This window comes from Megasphaera stantonii (assembly GCF_003367905.1).
Taxonomy (GTDB): domain Bacteria; phylum Bacillota; class Negativicutes; order Veillonellales; family Megasphaeraceae; genus Megasphaera; species Megasphaera stantonii.
In genome coordinates, this window is record NZ_CP029462.1 from 921,058 (window position 1) to 943,593 (window position 22,536).

19 protein-coding genes and 1 other annotated feature (1 of these 20 only partly in view) are annotated in these 22,536 nt (G+C 55.3%); of the genes, 2 read left to right on the forward strand and 17 right to left on the reverse strand.

Annotated features, from left to right (window positions below; all coding sequences use genetic code 11):
* Positions 1-5: 5 nt before the first annotated feature.
* The 11 genes from DKB62_RS04390 to DKB62_RS04440 form a co-directional block, all read right to left on the reverse strand.
* The gene (locus DKB62_RS04390) at positions 6-935 is read right to left on the reverse strand and encodes a hypothetical protein (protein ID WP_087477837.1); all 930 of its coding nucleotides are present in this window, start codon (positions 933-935) and stop codon (positions 6-8) included.
* A gap of 9 nt (positions 936-944) precedes the next feature.
* Positions 945-1,430: an OmpH/Skp family outer membrane protein gene (locus tag DKB62_RS04395; RefSeq protein WP_087477838.1), complete on the reverse strand. Its 486-nt coding sequence runs from the start codon at positions 1,428-1,430 to the stop codon at positions 945-947.
* A 22-nt stretch (positions 1,431-1,452) separates the two neighbouring features.
* Positions 1,453-2,739 (reverse strand): hypothetical protein, encoded by a 1,287-nt coding sequence (locus DKB62_RS04400; RefSeq protein ID WP_232818770.1) that lies wholly within the window; start codon positions 2,737-2,739, stop codon positions 1,453-1,455.
* A gap of 13 nt (positions 2,740-2,752) precedes the next feature.
* The gene (locus DKB62_RS04405) at positions 2,753-5,104 is read right to left on the reverse strand and encodes a BamA/OMP85 family outer membrane protein (protein WP_232818771.1); all 2,352 of its coding nucleotides are present in this window, start codon (positions 5,102-5,104) and stop codon (positions 2,753-2,755) included.
* 13 nt (positions 5,105-5,117) lie between these two features.
* The gene (locus DKB62_RS04410) at positions 5,118-5,693 is read right to left on the reverse strand and encodes a hypothetical protein (protein WP_107195807.1); all 576 of its coding nucleotides are present in this window, start codon (positions 5,691-5,693) and stop codon (positions 5,118-5,120) included.
* A gap of 139 nt (positions 5,694-5,832) precedes the next feature.
* Positions 5,833-6,471, reverse strand: a complete 639-nt coding sequence (locus DKB62_RS04415; RefSeq protein WP_107195808.1) for a sigma-70 family RNA polymerase sigma factor — start codon at positions 6,469-6,471, stop codon at positions 5,833-5,835.
* A 17-nt stretch (positions 6,472-6,488) separates the two neighbouring features.
* On the reverse strand, positions 6,489-10,790 hold the full coding sequence (locus tag DKB62_RS04420; protein WP_107195809.1) for a translocation/assembly module TamB domain-containing protein: 4,302 nt from the start codon (positions 10,788-10,790) through the stop codon (positions 6,489-6,491).
* A 207-nt stretch (positions 10,791-10,997) separates the two neighbouring features.
* Complete coding sequence (locus DKB62_RS04425) at positions 10,998-12,524, reverse strand: TolC family protein (RefSeq protein WP_087477844.1); 1,527 nt, start codon at positions 12,522-12,524, stop codon at positions 10,998-11,000.
* A 54-nt stretch (positions 12,525-12,578) separates the two neighbouring features.
* Complete coding sequence (locus DKB62_RS04430) at positions 12,579-13,814, reverse strand: MlaD family protein (protein WP_107195810.1); 1,236 nt, start codon at positions 13,812-13,814, stop codon at positions 12,579-12,581.
* Positions 13,811-14,563 carry an ABC transporter ATP-binding protein gene (locus tag DKB62_RS04435; protein ID WP_087477846.1) on the reverse strand — a complete coding sequence of 251 codons (753 nt, stop codon included), beginning with the start codon at positions 14,561-14,563 and terminating at the stop codon, positions 13,811-13,813. Before DKB62_RS04435 ends, DKB62_RS04430 begins: the two co-directional genes overlap by 4 nt.
* 8 nt (positions 14,564-14,571) lie before the next feature.
* On the reverse strand, positions 14,572-15,336 hold the full coding sequence (locus DKB62_RS04440; protein WP_087477847.1) for an MlaE family ABC transporter permease: 765 nt from the start codon (positions 15,334-15,336) through the stop codon (positions 14,572-14,574).
* Between the two features lie 267 nt (positions 15,337-15,603).
* Here DKB62_RS04440 and DKB62_RS04445 point away from each other — a divergent pair, with 267 nt between their 5' ends.
* Positions 15,604-16,128 carry a nitroreductase family protein gene (locus DKB62_RS04445; RefSeq protein ID WP_087477848.1) on the forward strand — a complete coding sequence of 175 codons (525 nt, stop codon included), beginning with the start codon at positions 15,604-15,606 and terminating at the stop codon, positions 16,126-16,128.
* A gap of 57 nt (positions 16,129-16,185) precedes the next feature.
* Here DKB62_RS04445 and DKB62_RS04450 read toward each other — a convergent pair whose 3' ends face one another.
* Genes DKB62_RS04450 through DKB62_RS04465 form a run of 4 tightly spaced genes read right to left on the reverse strand, consistent with a single transcriptional unit; the run spans position 16,186 to position 18,924 of the window.
* Positions 16,186-16,956, reverse strand: coding sequence for a serine hydrolase (locus DKB62_RS04450; RefSeq protein ID WP_157949673.1), 771 nt, complete (start codon positions 16,954-16,956; stop codon positions 16,186-16,188).
* 2 nt (positions 16,957-16,958) lie between these two features.
* On the reverse strand, positions 16,959-17,441 hold the full coding sequence (locus DKB62_RS04455; RefSeq protein WP_107195812.1) for a Fur family transcriptional regulator: 483 nt from the start codon (positions 17,439-17,441) through the stop codon (positions 16,959-16,961).
* Between the two features lie 12 nt (positions 17,442-17,453).
* Entirely contained in the window at positions 17,454-18,257 is an 804-nt protein-coding gene (locus DKB62_RS04460; RefSeq protein WP_107195813.1) for a metal ABC transporter permease, read from the reverse strand.
* Positions 18,250-18,924 carry a metal ABC transporter ATP-binding protein gene (locus tag DKB62_RS04465; protein WP_087477852.1) on the reverse strand — a complete coding sequence of 225 codons (675 nt, stop codon included), beginning with the start codon at positions 18,922-18,924 and terminating at the stop codon, positions 18,250-18,252. The genes DKB62_RS04460 and DKB62_RS04465 overlap by 8 nt, the downstream gene beginning before the upstream one ends.
* Before the next feature lie 156 nt (positions 18,925-19,080).
* On the opposite strand from DKB62_RS04465, the gene DKB62_RS04470 reads away from it, so the two are divergent.
* Entirely contained in the window at positions 19,081-19,989 is a 909-nt protein-coding gene (locus DKB62_RS04470) for a metal ABC transporter substrate-binding protein (RefSeq protein WP_107195814.1), read from the forward strand.
* 46 nt (positions 19,990-20,035) lie between these two features.
* Here the strand turns inward: DKB62_RS04470 and DKB62_RS04475 are convergent, their stop codons facing one another.
* Together DKB62_RS04475 and DKB62_RS04480 are read right to left on the reverse strand one after the other, a co-directional pair.
* Positions 20,036-20,674 carry a hypothetical protein gene (locus tag DKB62_RS04475; RefSeq protein ID WP_157949674.1) on the reverse strand — a complete coding sequence of 213 codons (639 nt, stop codon included), beginning with the start codon at positions 20,672-20,674 and terminating at the stop codon, positions 20,036-20,038.
* A 100-nt stretch (positions 20,675-20,774) separates the two neighbouring features.
* Entirely contained in the window at positions 20,775-22,223 is a 1,449-nt protein-coding gene (locus tag DKB62_RS04480; RefSeq protein ID WP_107195816.1) for a sodium:solute symporter family protein, read from the reverse strand.
* 146 nt (positions 22,224-22,369) lie between these two features.
* Positions 22,370-22,536 (reverse strand) — a binding site (T-box leader) (it continues 50 nt past the right edge of the window).

A 22,536-nucleotide genomic window follows, 5' to 3' on the forward strand; every position in this document is an offset into this window, starting at 1 on the left:
TACTATCAGCCTAATCTGGCAATAATATCGTCGGTAACATCCCGCGCCGTTCCCACGCCGGCATATTCGCAGAAAATCATCTCTATGCCCTGCTCGTGCGCGACGTCGGCGGCTCTTGTCCTGATATCTGCCAGGATGGCCTCTTTGACATCTTTCATTTTCTTTTCTTTAGCCTGCAGTTTTTCTTTCCACTGCCGGTTCCACTCTTCCGGCTCCGGCCGGTCCTGCAGCGCGCTCAGCTGTGACTGGAAGGCGCTGCGGCTGTCGTCGCGGCGTTTTTCCAAATCGCCTTTTACGGTCTTGGCGTATTCTTCCAGCTCTTTCTGCGCCTTTTCCCGATACGGAGCCATTTCCTTATCGATTTCCGCCGCCGTTTCGCCGCTGATTACTACGCTAGGTTCCGCCGATTTCAGCAGCTGCGCCAGCTCCGCTTCAGCGGCCTGCCGTTCTTCCTGGCTCAAGACCAGATTTTGCAACTTCAGCTGCAAATTGACGATTTTCAGCGAATCGGCATTCGAAATCATAGGCTGTGATTTCCTCTTTTCCTGCAGTATCCGGTCGTACTGCTGCTTCAGTCCGTTATTTAACTCCTGTTCCTTCAGCAGCACCTTGGCCTGCAGCTCCTGATTCAGCGCCGCCGTCCCGGCAGCATCCACAGCAGCAAACTGCTGCGACGCAATGCCTTCTGCCGCCGCCTTATGGGAGTAGTTCCACTGCTCAAACTGATATTGGGCAACCATGGCGTTGTATTCCAGCTCCAGCCGATGATATTCGCTGTATCTGGGATGACTCATAACCACGTGCTCCAGGTCGACATAGGCATACGACGGCCCTATCTCCGATACCTGATTTCGTTGTTCCATCGCACGCCAGCCTACGACTATGCAGGCGGCTATGACGACGGCGCCGATAACTGCCGCATATATCCGCTTCATGAGATCTCCTTATTTGGACTGAGAATCGTTCAGCTGCTTCGCTACTTGATCGGTAATGTCCGTACCGCCGTACAGGACGACGCGCTTATCTACGACGAGGCTGAGGCCCTTCGTGCTGGCGACGGAACCGATAGCCGTATCGACTTTATCCTTCATGCCCTTGAAGATTTCTTCCTGCTTCTGGTTCATTTCTTCCTGCATTTTCTGGAACAGCGCCTGTTTTTGTTCGTCCGTCATGTTCGCAGACTGTTCGTCAAACTGTTTCTGCATGTCTTCGCCGGCCTGCTGAAGCTGTTTCTGCGCTTCGACGGCGTCCTGATTATCCGGCGTGATGACTTTGCTCATATCGACGACGCCGATATTGCTCGACGGCGCGGCGTTTACGGGATTCCCCATCTGCATGACGGCTAAGCCGGCAATACTGAGAACGAAGACGACGGCGATTACGCCGGAAAAAATTTTAATATTTCGTTTTTTACCCATTTCTGACATCATAACGGCATGTACTCCTTTATGTTTACAAATATCCGATGACCCTGAGCCAATTGTCATGGTCGGATATGATATATTCTAACCCGATGTATTCGTGGACGCGGTAGGTCAGGCCGATTTCGTCCTCATGATTTGTCAAATCCCTGTCGAAGCGAAGCATCCATTTTTTGCCCAGGTACTGGCGCACCCATACGTGGCAGCTGTCGTCGTCCGTCTCGTACTGATAACCCAGACGGGTATATTTTCCCCAGCGGTAGAAGTAGCCGGGAATGATATTCCAATCGACGGAGCTGGGCATGAATTCCACCTGCGTATACACCTCGTGATGGCCGCCGATTTTGCGGCCAAAATGGGCTTTTAAAACCGTGTCGTCGCCGCTGTTGTCATCGCGGCCGACGTCGACGTAGGCCCCGGCCTGAACATCGTAAAAATCAGTTCGGGAACGCAGCTGGATCTTCATATTTTCCCCGATTTCCACGACAGGGTCAACTTTCAGCTTGTACTTGCGGATAACCCATTGGCTGTCTACGCTCCGGCGCAGGTCAGCCTGTATATCTCGTTCATGGCGGTGAACAAACGCCACGGGCAGGCCTTCCAGCCCGGCGTAGCGTTCTTCTATGTTCTTGCGGGCGCTGAGGAAAATCACCCTCGGCAGATGTTCCGCCTCGATCGCTACGTCTACGTTGCGCACTACGGGCAGCTTCGGCAGCAAGTAAATCTGCACCTCCGCCCTGCGCCCCGGCGTAATGGCGATATGGGGATAGAATTCCGGCAGCTGGCTTTCCAGCTCGCTTTCCATCACGGCTTTTATCGTGCCGTTCGCCCAGTCCAGGGCGTCGACAGGAAGGCCGACGAGGAGATTTTCCACGATAGACGAAGCATTGCGCAAATCACCGTCGGCCAGGCGGCGGCCCATATCGGGAAGGGCGCCGTAATCTACATGCATGGCAACAGACTGAATCGTCTCTCCCCACGGACGGATCTGCACGGCCAGCGTCGTGTCCTCGCCCGGCTGAATCTGAATCGACTCCACAGTGTATCCGATGAGGACCCGATTGACGATATCGTTGATAATCCGGTTATATTCCTCGCCGTTTGCCAGCACCTCGCCGCTGTCATGGGTCAGAAGCACGTGATTTCCTACGGTTTGAATACTGGCCGCTATGCGCTTCTGCACCAAGGGCGGCATTTTCTCCTGTACGGAGGAAACGCTGACGCTGACATGAGCGATGGGAGCCGCCCATGCGCCGCCAACACTGCAGCAGGCGCATACGGCTGCTCCCAAGCCCGCTCGAAGTATAGTCGCTTTCATTGGTCCGACAACATTAGAACTTGCCGCCGAAGCTGAAGTGGAACTTGCCGCCTTCATCGCCTACGCCGTAGTCAAGACGAATCGGGCCGATAGGCGTCGTGACGCGGAAGCCCAAGCCGCCGGCTACGTGCAGTTCGTCTTTATCATGGTACCAAGGAACCTTATCCGTGCCGCCCCAGGCGTTGCCGGCATCGACGAAGAATACGCCCTGTACTTTCTTAGCAATAGGATAGCGGTATTCGATCGTACCCAAATACATCTTATCGCCGCGGAATTCGTCGTCTTCATACCCGCGAAGGTTATCGGCGCCGCCCAGCGTGAACAAGTCGTTGTACGGCATGTCGCCATCGGCAATGCCGCCCATGAGGCGTACAGCGATGACGTGGGCATGGCCGACCTTGTAATACAGGCGATTTTCGACAATGAACTTAAAGTAGTCGAAATCGCCGCCCAAGCCGTTGCCGGCCCAAACGCCCGTAAAGGACAGGCGTTTGCCCCGCGTCGGGTCGAAGACGTTGTCGCGGTTATCGAATACATGAGACCAGCGCAGGCTGTTCGTACGACCGAAGTTGTCGTCCATGTAATCGTGATATTCCGGATGATCAGGATCCTTCGATAATTCAGGATAATTCAATCCACTGTTCCAGTCTTTGTACTTCGTTTCCTTCGTTTCCAAGGTTACGAAATCGCTGACGTATTCGCTGCGGACGCGGCCGTAGGTGATATTAAAGCCCCGGGTCTGGCGGTCATAGTCAGCCTTTTCATCACCATTTTCGTCGTAGTCGTTATAATCATTTTCGCGGTCGAACAAGCTGAAGCCGATGGAATCGCCCTGATCGTTGAGCCACGGATGGGTATAGGAGAAAATATAGTTCTTGTTGGAATTGGTTTCGCCGCCAAATTCCCACTGGATGCTGACCTTATCGCCTGTACCGCGCAGGTTCGTTTCGCTCAGACCCAGGATACCTACCAGGCCGTCCGAATCGGAATAGCCGGCGCCGATGGTAACGGTACCTGTTTTCTGTTCTACGACGTCGATTTCAACGATGACGTCCTGGGCGTTTTTCTGGCCCGGCAGAAGGCGGACGTTTACGTCTTCAAAGTAGCCCGTATTATAGACGCGCTGAATGCTTCGGCTGGCAACTTCGCGGTTAAATACGTCGCCCTTCTTGAAACGCAGTTCGCGGAGAATAACCTTATCACGGGTCTTCGTATTGCCCCGCAGGGAAATGTCTTCTACATGGACTTCGGAAATGCCGATGTGAAGAATCCCTTTTTCGTCGAGGCTGACTTCCGATACGCGGTTCAGCATGTAGCCAGCGTTATTGTACGTCGTATTGATAGCGGCAATGTCGCGGCTGACAATAGACGTATTGAGCACCGAGCCCGGCGTAATCGTAATGAGCTTTTTAATATCGCCGTCCGAAAGGGACTGATTCCCTGTGATTTCTATGCCGTTGACGACAGGATTCATCTGAACGGTGTAGTTCAGCATAACCCCTTCAGGCACGTTGGTAAAGGACGGCTTCACTGTAGAAAAAATACCTGTCGAGCCGATGACGTTCAAGTCATGGCGGATATAGGCCATATTGACGGCGTCGCCGACGCGCATAGCCAATCGCGGAAGGATGTTTTCTTCGATTTTTTCATCCGGCACCGGGCTGACCGTAACGGACGTAGCCGTCTTGTTGAGGTACGGCGCGACGTCGCTGTCCGATACGAGGCTGCCGTAGGGCAGGTTGACCCCGCCTTCCGGTGGAATGACAGCCATAGGATAATTGGGAACGCTCGTATCTACGACAAAATCGCCGATTCTGGCCGGAAACTGTACCGGCGTGCCCGGCAGTTTGGGAGCAGGCGCAGCAGGTGCAACCGGAGCTGCCGCAGGCTGAGCTGAAGCATCAGGCACTGCGGCCTGAGCCGTTCCAGCGGGAGCCGCTGTTTCCGCGGCCTGAGGCGCAGCTTCATATCCAGTACCTGGAACAGCAACAGGAGCAGCGCTTTCCTGGGAAGAAGCTTCGGCGGCCTTATGAATTTCTTCCGGCGTCTTGCCTTCAGCAATTGCTGCCAGCTCTTCCTCCGTTTCATACCCAGTCAGCCCCGATTGGGCTGCTGCCATCGTATCCTGCGTCGCCTTGTCGGCCCGCGCCGTTATCGTCGCGTTGACGGCCATCTTTTCAGTGCCCGACATTCCTGCGGCTGAAACGACATCAGCAGCGACGACGTCCTTGCCTACTGGTTCATATCCCGTCGCACCGGCAGCCGGAGCCGGCTGCGCCGCCGTTTCGTCGCTTGCCCATACCGGGCAGGTCATCATTGCGCTGGTCATCATCAAGACAAGAAGCTTCTTCTTCCGCGTATTCATACAAAACCTCCATTTATTTATTCTTTACGTCCGTACCGCGCAGGCTATGGCGCGCATCTCGTACGGCCTGCTGTATCTGCGCGTCTGTCAGCACCTCTTTCGGCGCCGGCGCGCTGCGTTGAATCGGCGCGGCAGCTTCTGATGCCGAAGCAGGCGCCGCTGCGTCATCGCGTTGTTCCTGCGAGGCTGTCGGCCTCGCCGCAGCGGCAGGCTCTGCCTGAGCCTGCCGTCCTGTATATGGTTCAGGCTGCGCCGCCGTCTTGGCCGGTACAGCCGGCAATTTTTCAGGAGACTGCTGGACTGCCGGTATGGCATCCCGCGCCGGCAACGCCGTCGAAGGGCTTTCCCTGGTCGCGGCATACCACAATCCGGCGGCCATGACGGCAATCCCCATGGCCGCTGCGACGCGAAGTTTAGCGCGCACCTTCAGGCCATGGCGTTTCCGCAGATTTTTCATCTCGGCTTCTGCCAGCATGAGATTCAGTTCTCCCTGGATTTCAGACTGGCGGTCAAAGGACTGCTCCGCTTTTTCCAGCCACATCTTAGCCGACCGGACATGTTCAGCTATATTATTGCCTGATTTTCCCATATACTGCTGACTCCTTTCTGAACATACCTATAGTATCCTGGCATAGGTCTTCGTTTGTAACAGAAAAAAATCAGCGAAATTTCTATATTACACGAAAAATACTCACTAAATCTTTATTTTTCTAAGGAAAACACCTCGGTTACTTCTTTTTGCAGTCGTGAATAAACTGACTGAGCATGCCGCGGATGCGGCGAATCCCCCGTTTCTGCAGGCGGTAGACATAAGGCAGGCTCACGTCCATGTCGCGGGCCAGGTATTTCTGCTGCTTATCCTGCAAATACACGCCCTCAAGGACGGCCTGCTCCTTCTGCGGCAGACGCTGCAGCGTCTTGGCTACGTGTTCAAACAGCAATCGGCGCCCCGTCTGCTCTGCAATATCTACGTCTTCGTCAGGAAGCATTTCCCGCAGCGTCAGTCCGTTTTCATCAGGCTCGTCGATGGACAAGGACGCCATGCTGCCTTCCTTATTCAGGTAGTCAACGATTTCTCCCCGAATGCGGTGTACGGCAAACAAAGGAAAAGCCACATTGCGCCGGTAGTCAAAGCGCTCGACGGCTTCGATGAGGCCGACCGTCCCTTCCTGCACGGCGTCAGGCAGCAAATCCGCCCGGATATGCCAGCGCATCGCCTCTTTGAATACGAGAGGCTGATATTGCTCGATGAGCTTTCTGCGGCTGGCCATATCGCCGTCGTCCTTGTACGCCTTCCATAAGGCCCGCTCTTCCTCCGGCGTCAAGAGGGAAATGCGCTTTAATTCTTCTAAATATCGTTCCAGCACGCTGTCCCCTCCTGTTCCTAATAGAATGAATAGCGGTACATGCCGCCGACAAAACTGTCGTCGTCGGACGTCCAGGCGTTGACGCTGAACCGGCTGCCCAAATCATACTGGGCGCCGAAACGGTTGTCGTCGTGATTTAACCCGAAAGCCGCCGTAAGCATGAAGTTATCAAACAGATATTTGCCCATTTCGATGTTGTAATAGTTGTTGCTTACATCGCTGTGCTTGTCGCTGAAATCCAAAGACCCGTTGGTAACGGTCAGCATGTCCAGATACAGCGCCTTTTCCAGCTCCTGCGTAATACCCAGGCTGTTCAGGGTCATGCGGATACCCGAACCGACGAGGGTACTCATGTCCTCGCTGTTCAGGGAGCTCTGCTGCTTACTGCTGCTGTTGCGCAGCGTAATCAAGGAAATGATCTGCTGCTTCGTAAGCGGCGGGTCCGACCGCAGCACCAGGTCCATATTTTCTACAGGACCTCGGAGCGTCAGCAAGACGCCGTACTGGCCGACGCGCGTGTTCCCTTCGATGTCGACAGACGGCAGGAACGAGCCGAACTGATTAAAGTCAGCCCGGGCTTTAGACAGGCGGAACGTCGTATTTAAGTAATAGACCGTCCCGCGCGACGCTTCGAACCGGCCCGACGGCATGGGCCATGTCGTCGATCCTCTGAAACGAGCAGAGCCATTTACCATTAAATCATATAATGCCGGATTATACAACCTTACTTTTTCCCCTAAGTTTACAGAAACGTCCAATTCCAACTCGGGAGCGCTGGAACTATCGGAAAAGCTCAGGGGTATATCCAGGGTCGTATTCGCTATATCGATAGAACCGCTTAGCTTAGGACCTCGCCGACCTTCGCCTAAGGTAAAGGTCCCGTTCAGCGGGCCTTTAAAGTAATCGCAGTCCAAGGCCAGGCGATTCAAAAACAGATTGCCTTCATACTTCGTCAAATGCCAGCCGTCCCAGGCGGCCTGGCCTTGGACGAAAACGCTGCCCGGATCCTTGGCGCCTTCTTTGTCCATCGTCGCCGAGGCGGTTACAGAGACGTTCTGGCCGCCAAATACGATATTGCCCGTAATGTGTTCCAGCGGATAGGTGACATCGCTGAACTGGATGGAACCGTCCTGCACGCTCACGCTGCCGTTTATCTGCGGCTCTGCCAGCGTGCCTCCCAGCTGCAGCTCCCCTTCGACGCCGCCCTGAGCCGACTCGACGGCAGGCGTCAGGACCGCTAAAATATCCAGCCCCGTGTTGTCGAGCTTGAGCGTCACATTCATCGGCTCGGCGCCCCGCCCGCCGTGAAGCGCGCTGACAGGTATGTCGCCGTAGGCCGCGACTTTATAGGGATCGCGGGCTAAATAGGCCTGATCGATATGTATATTTCCATCGCGGATGTTCAATAAGGCAAAGCCGTTGGTGAAGGATACGCCGTTAATAGCGCCGCCGTTCAGCTGCGCCGACACGTCGGCTTCCAAATCGTCGCCCGTACCGCCCAGGGCCGCGGCAAAATCAATGGGCGTATCGACGTCTACGTCAGTCTGCCCCAAAATATCCAGCAAGGCCCGGGACGGGAAATTGCGGGCCGCCACCTGCATATCGACGGGACCGTGGAAGGCATAAGTCCCCTTCGCGGCCAGCAGGCTGTCGCCGGTCTTCAGGGACAGCTTATTGACCTGTACCGTTCCCTTTTCCAGGCGAATATCTATATCTGCCGGTTCGACAGCTTGTCCGGCCAGCGACGCGTCCGTAATCTGCCCTATAATAGACGCTTTCGGATCAGACGCCGTCCCTTCCAAATCAATTTGGCCGTTTATATGCCCTTCTACCTTCTGTACAGGCACGGCGGCCAGCTTCAGGATGCTGGCGATGTCGCCGTTGCGAACGCCGGCCTGTCCGCGCATCCAACCGTCTTCCGTACGGTACAGCAGGTTCGCATCGTACGAGCCGCCGCTTTGGTCAAAGTGCAGATCCGTCAGGCGCACCAGCTTGTCATAATACGCAAAATCACCACGTACGTTCGTCAGCTCCATGCCGTTGATCGTAAGCGTATCAGCCCGCAGAGAGCCTCCGGCCGTCGGGTTGTCCGGCGTGCCGCCAATATGGGCGCTGACGTTGAACACGCCGCTCCGCGGCAGGCGGCTGCGCGGCATCATGCGGGAAATATCCAGTTTCTTTCCTTCAATATCCAGGTTCAAGGACTGGCCGACAGAGCCCTGTACGGATACAGACGCGTTGTACGACGAAATATCGCCGTTCGAAATATAAAGGACGCCCTGATCCAGGCGATAGTCGGCGCTGATATTTTTATATAAGTACCCGGCGTAGGAACCGCTGGTCAAGTGGAAGGTTCCCTCTGCGACCGGGTCGTCTATGGTTCCGCGAATCGACACGGTATTATCCGCCCAGCCCGTCATGGGCAAATCGCCCTGCCCAATCGCCGGCAGGAGTTTTTCCAGGCGCATGTGCTCCGTAGTCATCGTCCCGCTGACGGCTCGCGTATCTAAATCTACCGTTCCCGACAGTGTATGAACGCCGTCTTTATATCGCCAGTATGCAGCGGGGATTTCAATGCGACGGCCGACACCGCGAAGGGTTCCGTCGATAGAATCAAAGGCCAAGTGCTGAATCGAGCCGTTCCGCCCGCTGACAGACAGTTCCCACTGCAGGTCGGGGCCGTATACATGGCCTGCAGCCGACACAGAGCCGCTCATAGGCACGGAGGCGGCAGAGCTCAGCACGTCGAGGGACACGTTTTCTGCCGTAAAGGCAATGTTCGGCGCGCCCGTATGCATATCATAGGTACCGCCGCCCCGAATCGTGCCGCCGCCGACAGCCATGTCCAATTTCGACAGGGTAATAACTCCGTCGGTGTAGGAAAAATCGGCAGAACTGCGATCCGATTCTATGCCGTTGTATGAAAGGCCGTAGGCTTCCGCTCGGCCCAAGGCCTGCACCGTACCGCTCTGGAGATTGCCGGCCGCCTGGACTTCTGCCGAAACAGACCCCAATACAGAAACGGGGACCGCAGGAAGCTGCGACAAGTCGACAGACGCAGCCTTCGCCTCGGCGGTGAAATCGCCCGTATCGGCATGATAAGCGCCGCGGCCCGTAATCTCGCCTCCGGCGGCATGGGCTTTTAGATTTTCGATCTGCGCCACGTGGTCTGCGTAGGAAATATCCGCCACGCCGTCGTCGAGAAGCCAGCCGTCGTAAGCGACGTTCGAAGCGGTGAGCTTGCCCTTGCCGCTTACGTCGTCGGCCGTCCCCCACAGGGTTCCCTTAAATCCGACTGTACCGGAAACGGGAGCCGGTATAAATTCAGAAAAAGCGTCCAGCGCCGCACCCGGCACGTCGACGTCTATATTGAATACAGGAGACGCGCCGTTGGTCTTCACAATGCCGTCGGCCTGAAATTCCTGGCCGTTGATCGTCCCCGATACACCTTTCAGCAGCACATCGTCCGTCCCCAGGGAAACATGGCCCGTAAGCCCGTCTACGCTGAGGCCGTACGCGGCGGCTGCGCCGTCTGCAATGTCGGCCTGCCCCGATACGAAGAGGCCGTCTTTGCCGTCGGCTACCCGCGCTTTTACATTCTCGGCAGCGCCGCCGAGAATCGTCACGTCTACGTCCTTTGGAATAAAGGGAGCGGCATACGACGCGTCGATGCGTTCGGCCTGTATCGTCATATCATATTGCCGCGCCGACGTATACGTTCCCGAAAGAATCAGGTCGTAGCCGTCCAGCGAGGCATCGGCTGTCAAGGCGATGGCCTTGGGGTATTCGGCAAAGGACACAGAGCCATCTACGTCTTCCAAAGCCACCGTCCTGCCGCTTCCATCAGGCAGCAGCACGCGCACGACGCCGTCGCTCAGGCGCACGACGCCGTAAAAATCTGCGCCTCTTTCCGTATCACTCGGTTTAATAAGGGCAGCAACATTCCACGAGCCGTCTTCATTTTCCCAGAGATGCACTACGGGCTTGTCGACGGCTACTGTATCCAGCGACGCCAATACGTTCCCATCCCATAGAGAAGGCAGTATTTTGACGGGATTGACATACACGTCGATATCTTCGCTTTCCAGCACGATCCGCCCCTTCGCGTCGCGGATAACCGGACGGGATATGGTCACCTTCCCCGTCAGGGAAATATCCATCGACGCGAAGGATAAGGTTCCGTTTAGCTTGCTATTTGCTGTTGTCGTTACGATTTCGCTCAGCTGCTGCGTTAAAGCCGGTTTTTCCATCCAAAAAGCCGCCGTGGCCGACAGAAAAAAGGCCGATGCAGCGCAGCCGGCTATCCATTTTTTCTTCACGCCGAGTCTCCCGCATGTACATATAAAAAACAAAAGTGTATGAATCTCTTTTTATTCTACCTAGGCCGGTACATAAAATCAAGAAATATATGGCGTCCTTCAAAAATTGTTTAAAACTTGTGACACGCCGTCTGTATTGCAAAGAAGGTCATAAGCCGCCGTCCCGATGGACAGCGCTTATGACCTTGCAATACGCCTGTATATAATTTATTCCGTCATGGACGGGATGACGACGCCGGACCGAACGTCTACGCCCATCGCCTGTTCCAGCTGGGCAATGCCGACGTTATAGTCGTACAGCGCCTGAATGTAGTTCGTCTGCGCCTGATTCAGGTTTAACTGCGCGTCGAGAACGTCCAAGTTGATGCCGACGCCGGCCTGATAGCGGACGCGGGCAATCTTGAAGCTTTCTTCGGCTTCAGCGACGGCAGACTGGCTGGCTTCTACGCGCTGCGCGGCGCTGCGGATGTTCAGGTAAGCCTGCTTAACGGCCAGCTGAACGGCTTCGCGGGTCTGCTGTTCCGTTTCACGGGCAGCCAGCAGGGCCTGCTTGGCTTGTTTAACGCGGGCGTTCGTCGCGCCGCCGTCAAAGAAGCTGAACGTAATGCCGCCCGTTACGCGCCATGCACTGTTGCCCGAGCCGGGGAAATCTTCGTCGCTCCAGTCGTTGCCGGCTCCGATAGATACGCTTGGCATATTGCCGGCGTTGGCGATGCCGATATTTTCTTCAGCCTGACGGACGCTCAGCGCGGCCTGCAGGACTTCCGGCCGGTATTTCATGGCGTAGTCCAAGGCTTCCTGAAGGGAAATATCATACGATTCGAAGGGAAGATGATGGTCTACGAGCTCCAGCTTCGTCTGCAGCGGCAAGCCGAGGATGTTGTTCAGGTTCGCTTCGGCAACGGCGACGTTGTTGTCTGCCGTGACGGCGTTCGTCTTGGCGTCGGCCAGGGAGACGTTCGACGTGAGGACGTCGAGCTTGGCGACGGTGCCGACATTGTACTGGGCCGTGACGTTGTCGACGTGGCCCTGCATATTCGTGACCGCTTCATGGTATACGTCGCGCAGCTCTTCATATGCCAGCAGGCCGAAATAGCCCTGAACGGCCGAAAGCTTTGTCGCCTGTTCTACCCGCAGGATTTCTTCCTGGGCGCTGGTCTTGCCCAACTTAGCCACGGCAATCTGCCCTTCTACGCGGCCGCCCGTATAGAGGGGAATATTGACGCTCAGGCCGTGACCGAAGGAGTTGGTAATGCTGTCCCGGTTATTCATGCCGGAGCTGCCGCTGTTTTCACGGCGCGACGCGTCGAAGGTGTAGCTGAACTGAGGCATTTTGCCGGCCCGCGCTTCATCGATGTAGTATTCGGCGCTCTTCAAGTCATAATGGGCGACCTTGATATCGCGGTTATAATCCAAGGCCATCTGCACAGTCTTGGGCAGCGTCAGTTCGACGGCCTGATCCGGAGCTACCCGGCCGATGACGATAACCGGGTCCTGCTCTTTTTTAGCGGCGCGCTTCTGCGCTTTCTTTTCCGATTCCGCCGCAATCTGGCGGGCTAATTCTTCCCGCAGAGCCGGCGTCACGTCGACAGGACGCACTTTCGCGACGCTTACCGGCGCTTTCGGCGCCGCTTCAGCCGATGCCTGGGCAGTGTCTTCCGCAAAGGCCGACGCGCCTCCCAAAGTCGTTACCATCATGGCGATGATTATCTTTCTGTACAAATTCTTATTCATCTTGGGTACCCCCGTCAATTATTTTCTATCCTTTATCATAAAACTGGAAATATGCTAAAAAGCATAGTTGATGCCGTAATAATTGCCGCCGTCGCTCCTGTCCATGGGACGGGTAAACTGGCCGAATAAATAAATATCCGGCAAGATGCGGTACTGGGCCTTCACGCGGTACCGCCAGTCGTTGGGGTCGTACCCTTCCAGACTCAGGCGGAACGGCCCGTCGGCGAATAAATCGACGCCGACGCCCAAATCGCCGTTGATCAGGCCGAAGCGGCTGTCAAACCAGGAACTGCGGCGTCCAAACTGCAAGTTTAGATTCGTACCGTTGCCAATACTTTCAGCTCCGACCAAAGCGAAGGAATTGTTCCGGTACAACCTAAAATTTGCATGGGCCCCGCTTTCACTTTGCGTATCATTATACAGGAAGCCCGCTTCTCCTTCAAACTTCACGTCGCCGCTGCCGCCGAGGATATTGTTGACCTTCGTCGTGATCTCAGCCGTATTGTGCAGCGTCGTCTGAATGTCTGCCTGGCTCTGCGGATTGGTCGTCATCGTTTCCATAGAGCGGGCAATTGTATCGAAGCGTTCCGTAATATTTTTCATATTGGCGGCCATTTCCCGGACGTTGGCCGACGTGGCCCCGTCTCCGTCCAGCTGCTGCAGCGACGCGTTCATCTGCGCCGTCATCGCCGCCATATTGGCCGTAATCTGCTGAATATTCGCGGCGTTGGCCTCCATCATGGCGCTGGTCTGTCCCGTAATGGCTTCTACATTTTGAATAGAACCGCGCATCGCCGCCTGGGTCTTGGCGTCGCCGAGGATAGCGTTGATATTTTTTATCATATCGTTGGCGCCGCTGATCAGCGTGCCGGCGCTGTTCATCATGTCGTCCATGGTTTTGCCCTGATTGCTGTTCAGGGTATCGCCGTCGGCCAGGATATTGTTTTTATCATTGCCCGGCGTGATCGCTACGATTTTTTCGCCCAGCAGGCCGTCCGTCGTAATTGCCACCCGCGAATCCTTGGGAATTTCCGTCCCTTCATCAATCCGCAGCACGATATCCACGCCGTTCCGAAGGGGCGTGACCTTTTCTACCTTGCCGACATGGACGCCTACGTAGCGTACGGAATTCCCCTGCTGCAAGCCGTTGGCGTCATGAAATACGGTGTGAACCTCGAAGCCGGGATTGCCGAATATCTCGGCGTGGGCCAAGGTGATGATGACATATGTAAATACCAGGACGCCGACAATGGTTACGAGGCCGACCTTGGCTTCCGCACTCCATCTCATAGCATCGTCTCCCTTTCCTCGGGCAGCTCGCCGCCGTAAATAAACTGCAGTACTTCCCGATCTTCTGTATGTTTAAATTCTTCCTTCGGCGCGATCAGCCTGAACCTGCCGCCCTGCAGGAAGGCTATCCTGTCTGCGGCATAAAAGGCCGACCGCATATCGTGGGTAACGAGAATCGACGTGGCTTTCAAATGCCGCTGCATGCCGACAATAAGGCGGTTAATATCCATGCTCCGCAGCGGGTCGAGCCCGGCCGTCGGTTCGTCGTATAAAATAGTCTTCGGGTCCAGGGCGATTGCCCGGGCCAGGCTGACGCGCTTTTTCATGCCGCCGGACAAATCGTTGGGCATCATGTCCTCAATGCCCTCCAATCCGACGAGGCTGAGCTTTTCCCTGACGATTGCCTGTATTTCCTCCTCGCTGCAGCGCGTACGCTGCCGCGGGCCGAAAGCCACGTTCTCCCCTACGGTCATAGAGTCGAACAGCGCCGAGTATTGAAACACCATACCCATATTCCGGCGCATTTCATTGAGCTGCTCTTCATCATACGGCGTAATATCTGCGCCATCCACAAAAATGCGGCCCCTTGTCGGCTTCTGCAGGCCGATGATCAGCCGCAGGATCGTACTTTTCCCCGAACCGCTGGCCCCTAAAATGGCCAGCGTCTCCCCGTCGCAGATGTCGAGGTCGACGCCGTCCAGGACAACCTGGCTTCCATAGGCTACGGTTACATCGCGCAAACTAATCATAGGCTCTCCTAATACAAAATGACAGACAATAGATAATTACATATAAAGATAAAAATAATAGAGGTGACGACAGACTTTGTCGTCGCCTGGCCTACGCCCTCTGCGCCGCTCTTGGCGTGCATGCCTTCATAGCAGGCTATCAGGGCGATAATGCCGCCGAAAAACATGGCCTTGATCAGGCCGTATACGATGTCTCCTACCTCGGTAAACAGCTCGACGGAATTCATATACGTAAAATGAGTCAGGCCGGCGCCAAAGGTCGCTACGGCGTAGCCTCCGGCCGTACCGATGACATACCCGTAAAACGACAGGATCGGCACCATGATGACGCAGGCGACGAAACGGGGTACGACGAGGTAGGCAATCGGATTGACGGCCATGCAGCGCAGGGCGTCGATTTGCTCCGTAACCTTCATCGTGCCCAATTCGGCCGTCATGGCCGCACCTACGCGGCCGGCGACGACGACGCCGGTCAGAATCGGCCCCAGCTCGCGGCCCATGGCGATAGACATGACGCCGCCCAAGGTAGACTGGGCGCCGTACCGCAGCAGGATATCCACGATCTGCAGGGTCATGACCATGCCGGCAAAGAGAAGGGTCAGGCTGACGATGGGCAGGGAATTGACCCCCAGATGAGCCATCTGCGCGACCGTCAGGCCGCGCTGAATTTTGGGAAGCTGTCTCAGGGTTTGGATGAATAAAATAGCTAGAACGCCGACCTGTTCAAAGATATGAAGGGTAAAGCGCCCTACTCTCTCCAATGCCTCCTGCACCGACAACCACTCCTCTCCGGCTTTGATTTCTCCGTCTATTTTACTATACCATCAATAATGGGCCGCTGTAAAACGAGAAACGAGAATTGTTAAAAAATTGTTAGAAAACTGAAAAAACCTTTTGAGTTTTCTTATAAATAAGATAATAGCATTTTATCCTGCAAATGGCAAGAAAAAAGATGGCTCCGTCCCGTCCCGCCAAAAACAGATGTGGTATAATACATACAGACAAGTATAGTTATATTTCTATTAAAAGGAGCGATACGCATGAACGAAACGATACAAACCTTAATTTCCCGCCGCAGCATCCGCAAATACAAAGCGGAACAAATTCCCGAAAGCGACTTGCAGCAAATCCTGGAAGCAGGCATGTACGCCGCCAGCGGCATGGGCATCCAGCCCGTCACGATGGTCGTCGTGCAGGACAAGGAGACGATTGCTAAATTAACCGCCATGAACGCTAAAATCATGGGAACGGACAGCGATCCCATGTACGGCGCGCCAACCATTGTCGTCGTGTTGGCCGACATGGAAAAATCGGCCAACGCCTGGTCCGACGGCTGCCTGGTCATGGGCAACCTCATGAATGCCGCCGCTTCCTTAGGCATCGGCTCGTGCTGGATCAACCGGGCCAAGGAAGAATTTGAATCAGCCGAAGGCAAAGCGCTGCTCCGCCAGTGGAACCTGCCGGAACACCTCGTAGGCGTCGGCCACTGCATCCTCGGCTACGCCGACGGCCCTGTGCCGGCAGCAAAACCGCGCAAGGCCGACTTCGTAACTTACGTCCGCTAATTTCATACCGTTAAAAAAACTGCAGCAATGCCCTATGCGCCGGCACTGCTGCAGTTTTTATATTTCATCATATAGGAAGCGCGCCAAATACGACATATCGTAAATGGCCTGGGCTTCATGGACTATCCCGTCGGCCATGAGGCAGCACACATAGGGCCGGCCCTGCTTCCAGACGAGGCCGCAGTCATGATATATGCCGTCCAGCTCGCCTGTCTTATGCTCTACTGTTACGGTATGGGGAATCTGCGCCGGCAAAATGCAGTTATCCTCCTGCTGGGCCAGGATAGCCCGCATCGCCTCGTCGCGCCGCCCGTCGACGCAGGTCCCGGAGGCCAGGCGCAGAAACAAGCGCCCCATATCGCCGGGAGACGTTACGTTTTCTTTCCCCTGGCGGGCCGCTTCGAAATCCATCATCTTGCGCCGCAGCAGCGTATGCTCCATGCCCTGCCGCCGGATTTCCTCGTTAATGGCGTCGAAGCCCAGCACATCGATGAGCATATTCGTACACGTGTTGTCGCTTTCGACGATCATGTGAAACACCAGCGTACGAAGAGATACTTCCGTCCCCTCCGGCAGGCCGTAAAACGAACCGCCTTCGACGCCGCCGTAAACGGGATAAGTTGTATCAAAGGACAACTGTCCCTCTTTTTCCTGACGGAAGACGCAGGCCATGATGGGCACCTTGATCAAGCTGGCCGACGGCATGACCCGGTCGCGATAGAAAAAGTCGTCGCCTCCGTCCAGAGGACGGCAGTACACGGACACGGCGGCCTTGTCCTGCCAATGCGTTTCTATATAGTTCTCCAGCCGTTCTTTGCATAAGGCCACATCTACTCCTCCTTCACCGTCTTTATCGTTTTGTCTTCTCCGCAAGGCGCAAGGCCGCGGCATTCCGGGCAATACCCGTACCATTCCAAATTGTGCCCGACAATATCGAACTGGGTCTTCTCAGCTAATTCCGCTTCAAATCCCGCCAGGGGACAGTGGTCGATTTCCACGATGCGGCGGCATTTCAGGCAAATCAAGCGGTGCCGATGGCCCATTGCCCGCAGGGAAAAGCCGTATTTCCGGGAATCAGGCAGATAATGCTTTTCCGTCAGCTCCTTGGCCGTAAACATTTCCAGTATGCGGTACACCGTGGAAAAGTTGATGCCCTGTCCTTGGCCGATGAGCTCCTGATAAATATCTTCCGCCGTCAATACGCCGCCGTGCCGGTACAGCGCATCCAGGACCAGCTTTCGGGTCCGGGTGCTCTTTAATCCGCAGCGGTGAAGGCATTCTTCACGGGCCTCATTATGTATTATGTCGTCCATAGCTGTACCTCCTTACGGCCGCCGGGCCTGCGCCGTTTCTTTATATGCAATGACGGCCAGCAGCATGAGAACGGAAACAATCGCCGTCACGCCGCCTGGCGCGGCGTCGATTCCGTAGGCGATGCCCAGGCCCAGAATAATATCTAAAAAGCTGAACAGGACGGACCATACCATAGTCCGGCGAAATCCCTTCCGCAGCTGCAGCGCCGTAGCTACCGGCAATGCAATGAGCGAACTGATGACCAGGATGCCGACGATGCGGATGGACACGGAAATCGTCGCCGCGACGAGGACGGCAAAGACGTAGTTGATCAGACGGCTTTTTACGCCGGCGATCTTCGCCCCGTCTTCGTCAAAGGTCAGCATGACCAGCTGGGGGTACAGCTTGATAATCGTCAAAATCGACACGATGCTGAGCAGCAGGACCGCCCACACGTCTTCCCGCGTCACCGTCAGGATGCTGCCGAATAAAAAGGACTCCACGTTGGTATGCACCATGCCGGAGCTGATAATTGTAATGGCGATGCCGACGGATAAGGACAGGATAATCACCAGTATCAGCTCGGCGTACTGACGGAACCGCTGGCGCAGCACTTCGATGAGAATGCCGAAGACCGACGTAAGGCCGAAGGCGCTGAGGATGGGATTGGCGTCCAGCAAAAGGCCGATGGCTACACCGGCCAGGGACGCATGGGATAAGGCGTCGCCGATCATGGAATAGCGGCGCAGCACGAGGAATATGCCGATGAGAGGGCATACGATGGAAATCAGCACGGCCACGATAAAGGCGTTCTGCATAAAAGCGTACTCAAACATTGCCGTCCCTCCCCATGTTGTCCGATACGTATTCGCGGATATAGTCTTCCGGCGAGCAGAAATGGCCGCCGCCGTTGACGACGTGAAACATCTTCGTCGAATTCTTAGCGGCGAACTTCAGGTTATGCTCTACCGTCAGGACCGTTACGCCCCGGTCCTGATTCAAATGGCGGATAAAGGGATACAGCTCCATCTGGCTCTTGACGTCGATGCCCGTCGACGGCTCGTCAAAAATGAGCAGATCAGGCTCGCCCATGAGGGCCCGGGCAATGAGCACCTTCTGGCATTGGCCGCCTGACAAGTTGCCTATGAGCTGGTCCTTTAACTCATATACGTTCATTTGCTCCAGCGAGCGTCGGATAATATCCTTATCCTTATATCCCAATATTCTGCGCTGGCAGTTCAGCACCTCGTAGACTGTAATGGGAAACTGGCTGTTCAGCGTTTCAAACCGCTGGGGCACGTATGCGCAGCGGCGGAAGGTATTGGAAATCGTGCCGCGGCTCGGCGACAGCAGCCCCAATATCAGCTTTATGAGGGTGCTCTTGCCGCTGCCGTTTTCCCCGACGACGGAAATATAATCGCCGTCCTGCACGGTCATCGTAACATCCTGCAGTAAATAGGGCCCATGCTCATAGGCAAAGGACACCTTTTCTAATGAAATCATAGCAGCTCCTTCTTATCATATAAAATACCTGCTCTATTATATAGTCGTGAAAAGGAAAATGCAAGGCATTTGCATTTATTGACAAGGGACAACGGTTAGTGCTATGATACAGTTTATACTATACGTATATATTCCTATTTCAGAGGAGGATATGTTATGAAATCATGGCTTACAGCCTGTATCACAATGATAGCAGCGGCCGTGCTCCTTGCGGGCTGCGGCGCCCAATCCGACGGCTCCGTCCAGTCCGACGGCAAACTGAAAGTCGTCGCCTCTTTCAACGCGATGAAAGAATTTACCCAGGCCGTCGGCAAGGATAAGGTCGACGTCGTCACCTTGATTCCCGACGGCACGGAGCCCCACGATTTTCAGCCGACGACGAAAAATCTCAAGGAATTGAGCCATGCCCGCTTATTCGTGTACAACGGCCTGGGCATGGAGCCCTGGGCGGATAAAACGCTGGAAGTCGTAGACAATAAAAACCTCGTCGCCGTCGACGCTTCGAAAGGCGTCCAGGTAATCGCCAATACAGACAAGCACGATATACACGAACACGGCCGCGACGATCCCCACTGCTGGCTCAGCCTGCAGGCCGCTCAGACGGAAGTACAGAACATCGCCGCCGCCCTGGCTGAAGCCGACCCGGCCAACGCCGAATTTTACCGCGAAAACGCCGCCGCTTATAACGAACAGCTCCAGCAGGTGCTGGCGGAATATCAGGAAAAATTCCAATCCGTCCCGAACCGGCAGTTCGTCACAGGCCACGCCGCCTTCGCCTACTTGTGCCGCGATTTCGGCCTGACGCAGCGCAGCGTCGAGTCGGTCTTTGCCAGCGGCGAGCCGAGCCCTCAGCAGCTTGCCAGCCTGGCTGATTTCTGCAAGCAGCATAAGGTGAAGACAATTTTTTCCGAAACCATGGTCAGCCCCAAGATTTCGGAAACCCTGGCCAAGGAAGTAGGCGCGTCGGTCAAAACGATCCACACCATCGAAAGCGCCGAAGGAAAGGCAACCTATATAGACCGCATGCGCGACAATATCGAACAGATTTACCAAAGCCTGAAATAGAAGACGCGCCGGCAGACAGAAAAAGACTGTCTGCCGGCGCGTTTTATCATTTGGCGCTAGGCTTCCTCCATCGGCGCCGCTGCGCTTCAATGAGGGCCCAAACGGCGTCGACATCGTCGATAGCGGCGTATTCATATTCCCGTTCCCGTATGAGTTCATTAAAAAAAGTAAAATGAAAATCATGCCAGTCCACAGGCCTCTTGTCGAAAAGAATCGTCCCCGACCCGTCGCCATTCTCCCTCTTCTCCAAATACCGCAGGGTATGATAAAACCGGCAAACCAGGCGGCTGCGGTACACCGTAAGAATCCGCTCGCTCGTCAGCACGTAGGCAATCTGCCGCCGCTGCCAGCGGCGATGGACAAAGCGGCCGACGCTGCAATATGCTCCTGCCGCTATAAAAGGCAGGCCGAATAAGGGCGCGACGAGACCCCACAGGCCCGGAACAGACAAGGCTGCGCCTTCCCAACTCAGGGCAAACAGAAAAAACAATAGTCCTATAGGAACCTTCAGTATATCCGATGGTTTGACCAGGTTGCGCCACGAGCAGCCCGGCTTGCCCTGCCACAAAATCCGTTCTCCTTCGTACAGCGAAATCGCCGTTCCTTTCTCCATCGCCGACACCTCTTTATCTCCGCTGCGCCCGGCAGCTTTACCCTGCCGGAACCAGCATACAATCAGCTGCACAAAATCCCTGCAAAGGAATTTACTTTACAGGGATTTTTCATATGCAGGTTATTTAATTATACCATAGGATCTGCCGCGGGGAAACTCGCGAAGCCTACCGTCAATGCTGAGCCGGTACGGCCTTCGTCTTGCCTTCCTGTACGGCAGCCGGTTCGACGCCTTCCATGTGGATGGCGTTGCTGCGCGTCACGGCGCTGATGCCGACAAAGAGGACGCCGCAGACAATCCATTCGGCATAAATGACATGCGGCAGAACGCGGACGGCCGGTACGAACATCCAGGCTACGAGAACGACGACCGAAGCCAGAATCGTATAGAAGGCGGCTGCGCGGGAGCAGTATTTCGGCGCATACATCGTCATGAGAACGATGACGCTGAACGCCGTCATGAGGCTGAGGCCGGCCATGAGCGTGGAGATGATGCCGCTGATGGTCAAGGCAAAGCTCAGCGTAAGCAGGCCGAGGAGGAATACGGAAATACGGGTAACGTTGAGATACTTGCTGTCGGACATATTCGGGTCGACGAAGCGTTTGTGAATGTCATGGGAATACAGCGTCGCCGAGCTGAGCAGGAGATTGCAGGCGCAGCTGACGTCGGCTGCCCAAAGAGCCGCCAAGGTAATGCCGGCCAGCCACGGGTCGAGGGACATGATGACCTGGGGCAATGCAGCCGTAGCCGAAATGTTGGGATATAATTCCGAAGCGATGACGCCGAGGAGGGCGCTGACGAAACCAATCGGCAGCATGAGCAGTCCGCCGATGATGAAGCCTTTGCGGGCCGTGTGCACGTCTTTTGCACCAAGGGAAATCTGGATGATGCTCTGAAGGGACAGGTTGACCGTAATGAGGACGATAATCCACGTAACGATGGTCATGGGTCCTACGCCGTCGATGAAATCGAGGCCGTGAGGCATGGGCAGGTTCATCTGGATTTGATCCATGCCGCCGGCCATGCGCACTGCCAGTACGACGGCCATGAGGATGCCGGCGTATTTCAGGGACACGTTCATGAGGTTCGTAATGCTGGCCGACCACATGCCGCCGATCAGGGTTACACCGATGAAGACGACAGCGCTCATGAGCATCCCTGTCGTCGGCGTGAAGATTTCCGGCATAAGGGCGGCGAGAATCATGCCGCCGGCAACGTACTGCATGCTCATGACGACGAGCTGTACGATGATCTGGCAAATGATGCCGATAATCATGCTCTTCTTATCGTAATACCGTTCCAGCATTTCGGGAATCGTCGTGATGTTGAGGCTGCGGTATTTTTTAGCGACGGTCATGCCCATGACGATCGCGCCGATGCCCCAGGCCGTCGTGTACCAGCCGGCGGAAAGACCGGCTTTATAGGCCTGTTCGGCAACGCCGATAGTCGACGCGCCGCCGACGGCCAGGCCGACGATAGAAACCATGATAAGCGGCGTCGTGAGCTGACGGCCGGCCAGGATATAGTTTTCCGCCTTCCCGGCAGCGCGGTGCTTCGTGTACCAGCTGATTAAGAAAATCGTACAAATGTACAAACCTACGACAATAACTGAACTGTTCATTTGGGTTGCCTCCTAACGGATGATATAAAGAAATATAATAGCTAGATTCCCGTTTGATGTATAAAAAAATCGCCCCTCCATGAGGGACGATGAACTCGCGGTACCACCCTGCTTACCTGCATTCCAGAATACAAAAAGGGTGATACCCAAGGGACGAACATCTCCGCGGTACCACCCTAATAATCTCGAATCAGATCAACTCATAGCAATGTAACGGTCGCCATACCGGATCGGCCTACTGATTTCTGTTCAGCCTCACAGTTCAGGAAAGAACTTCACGCTGCATCACCTGCCGGTTTACACCGCCCACCGG

Bases quoted from the DNA above. Each gene is read 5' to 3' on its own strand.
- DKB62_RS04390 (WP_087477837.1), bottom strand. From the start codon at position 935: ATGAAGCGGATATATGCGGCAGTTATCGGCGCCGTCGTCATAGCCGCC.
- DKB62_RS04395 (WP_087477838.1), bottom strand. From the start codon at position 1,430: ATGATGTCAGAAATGGGTAAAAAACGAAATATTAAAATTTTTTCCGGC.
- DKB62_RS04400 (WP_232818770.1), bottom strand. From the start codon at position 2,739: ATGAAAGCGACTATACTTCGAGCGGGCTTGGGAGCAGCCGTATGCGCC.
- DKB62_RS04405 (WP_232818771.1), bottom strand. From the start codon at position 5,104: ATGAATACGCGGAAGAAGAAGCTTCTTGTCTTGATGATGACCAGCGCA.
- DKB62_RS04410 (WP_107195807.1), bottom strand. From the start codon at position 5,693: ATGGGAAAATCAGGCAATAATATAGCTGAACATGTCCGGTCGGCTAAG.
- DKB62_RS04425 (WP_087477844.1), bottom strand. From the start codon at position 12,524: ATGAATAAGAATTTGTACAGAAAGATAATCATCGCCATGATGGTAACG.
- DKB62_RS04430 (WP_107195810.1), bottom strand. From the start codon at position 13,814: ATGAGATGGAGTGCGGAAGCCAAGGTCGGCCTCGTAACCATTGTCGGC.
- DKB62_RS04435 (WP_087477846.1), bottom strand. From the start codon at position 14,563: ATGATTAGTTTGCGCGATGTAACCGTAGCCTATGGAAGCCAGGTTGTC.
- DKB62_RS04445 (WP_087477848.1), top strand. From the start codon at position 15,604: ATGAACGAAACGATACAAACCTTAATTTCCCGCCGCAGCATCCGCAAA.
- DKB62_RS04455 (WP_107195812.1), bottom strand. From the start codon at position 17,441: ATGGACGACATAATACATAATGAGGCCCGTGAAGAATGCCTTCACCGC.
- DKB62_RS04460 (WP_107195813.1), bottom strand. From the start codon at position 18,257: ATGTTTGAGTACGCTTTTATGCAGAACGCCTTTATCGTGGCCGTGCTG.
- DKB62_RS04465 (WP_087477852.1), bottom strand. From the start codon at position 18,924: ATGATTTCATTAGAAAAGGTGTCCTTTGCCTATGAGCATGGGCCCTAT.
- DKB62_RS04470 (WP_107195814.1), top strand. From the start codon at position 19,081: ATGAAATCATGGCTTACAGCCTGTATCACAATGATAGCAGCGGCCGTG.
- DKB62_RS04480 (WP_107195816.1), bottom strand. From the start codon at position 22,223: ATGAACAGTTCAGTTATTGTCGTAGGTTTGTACATTTGTACGATTTTC.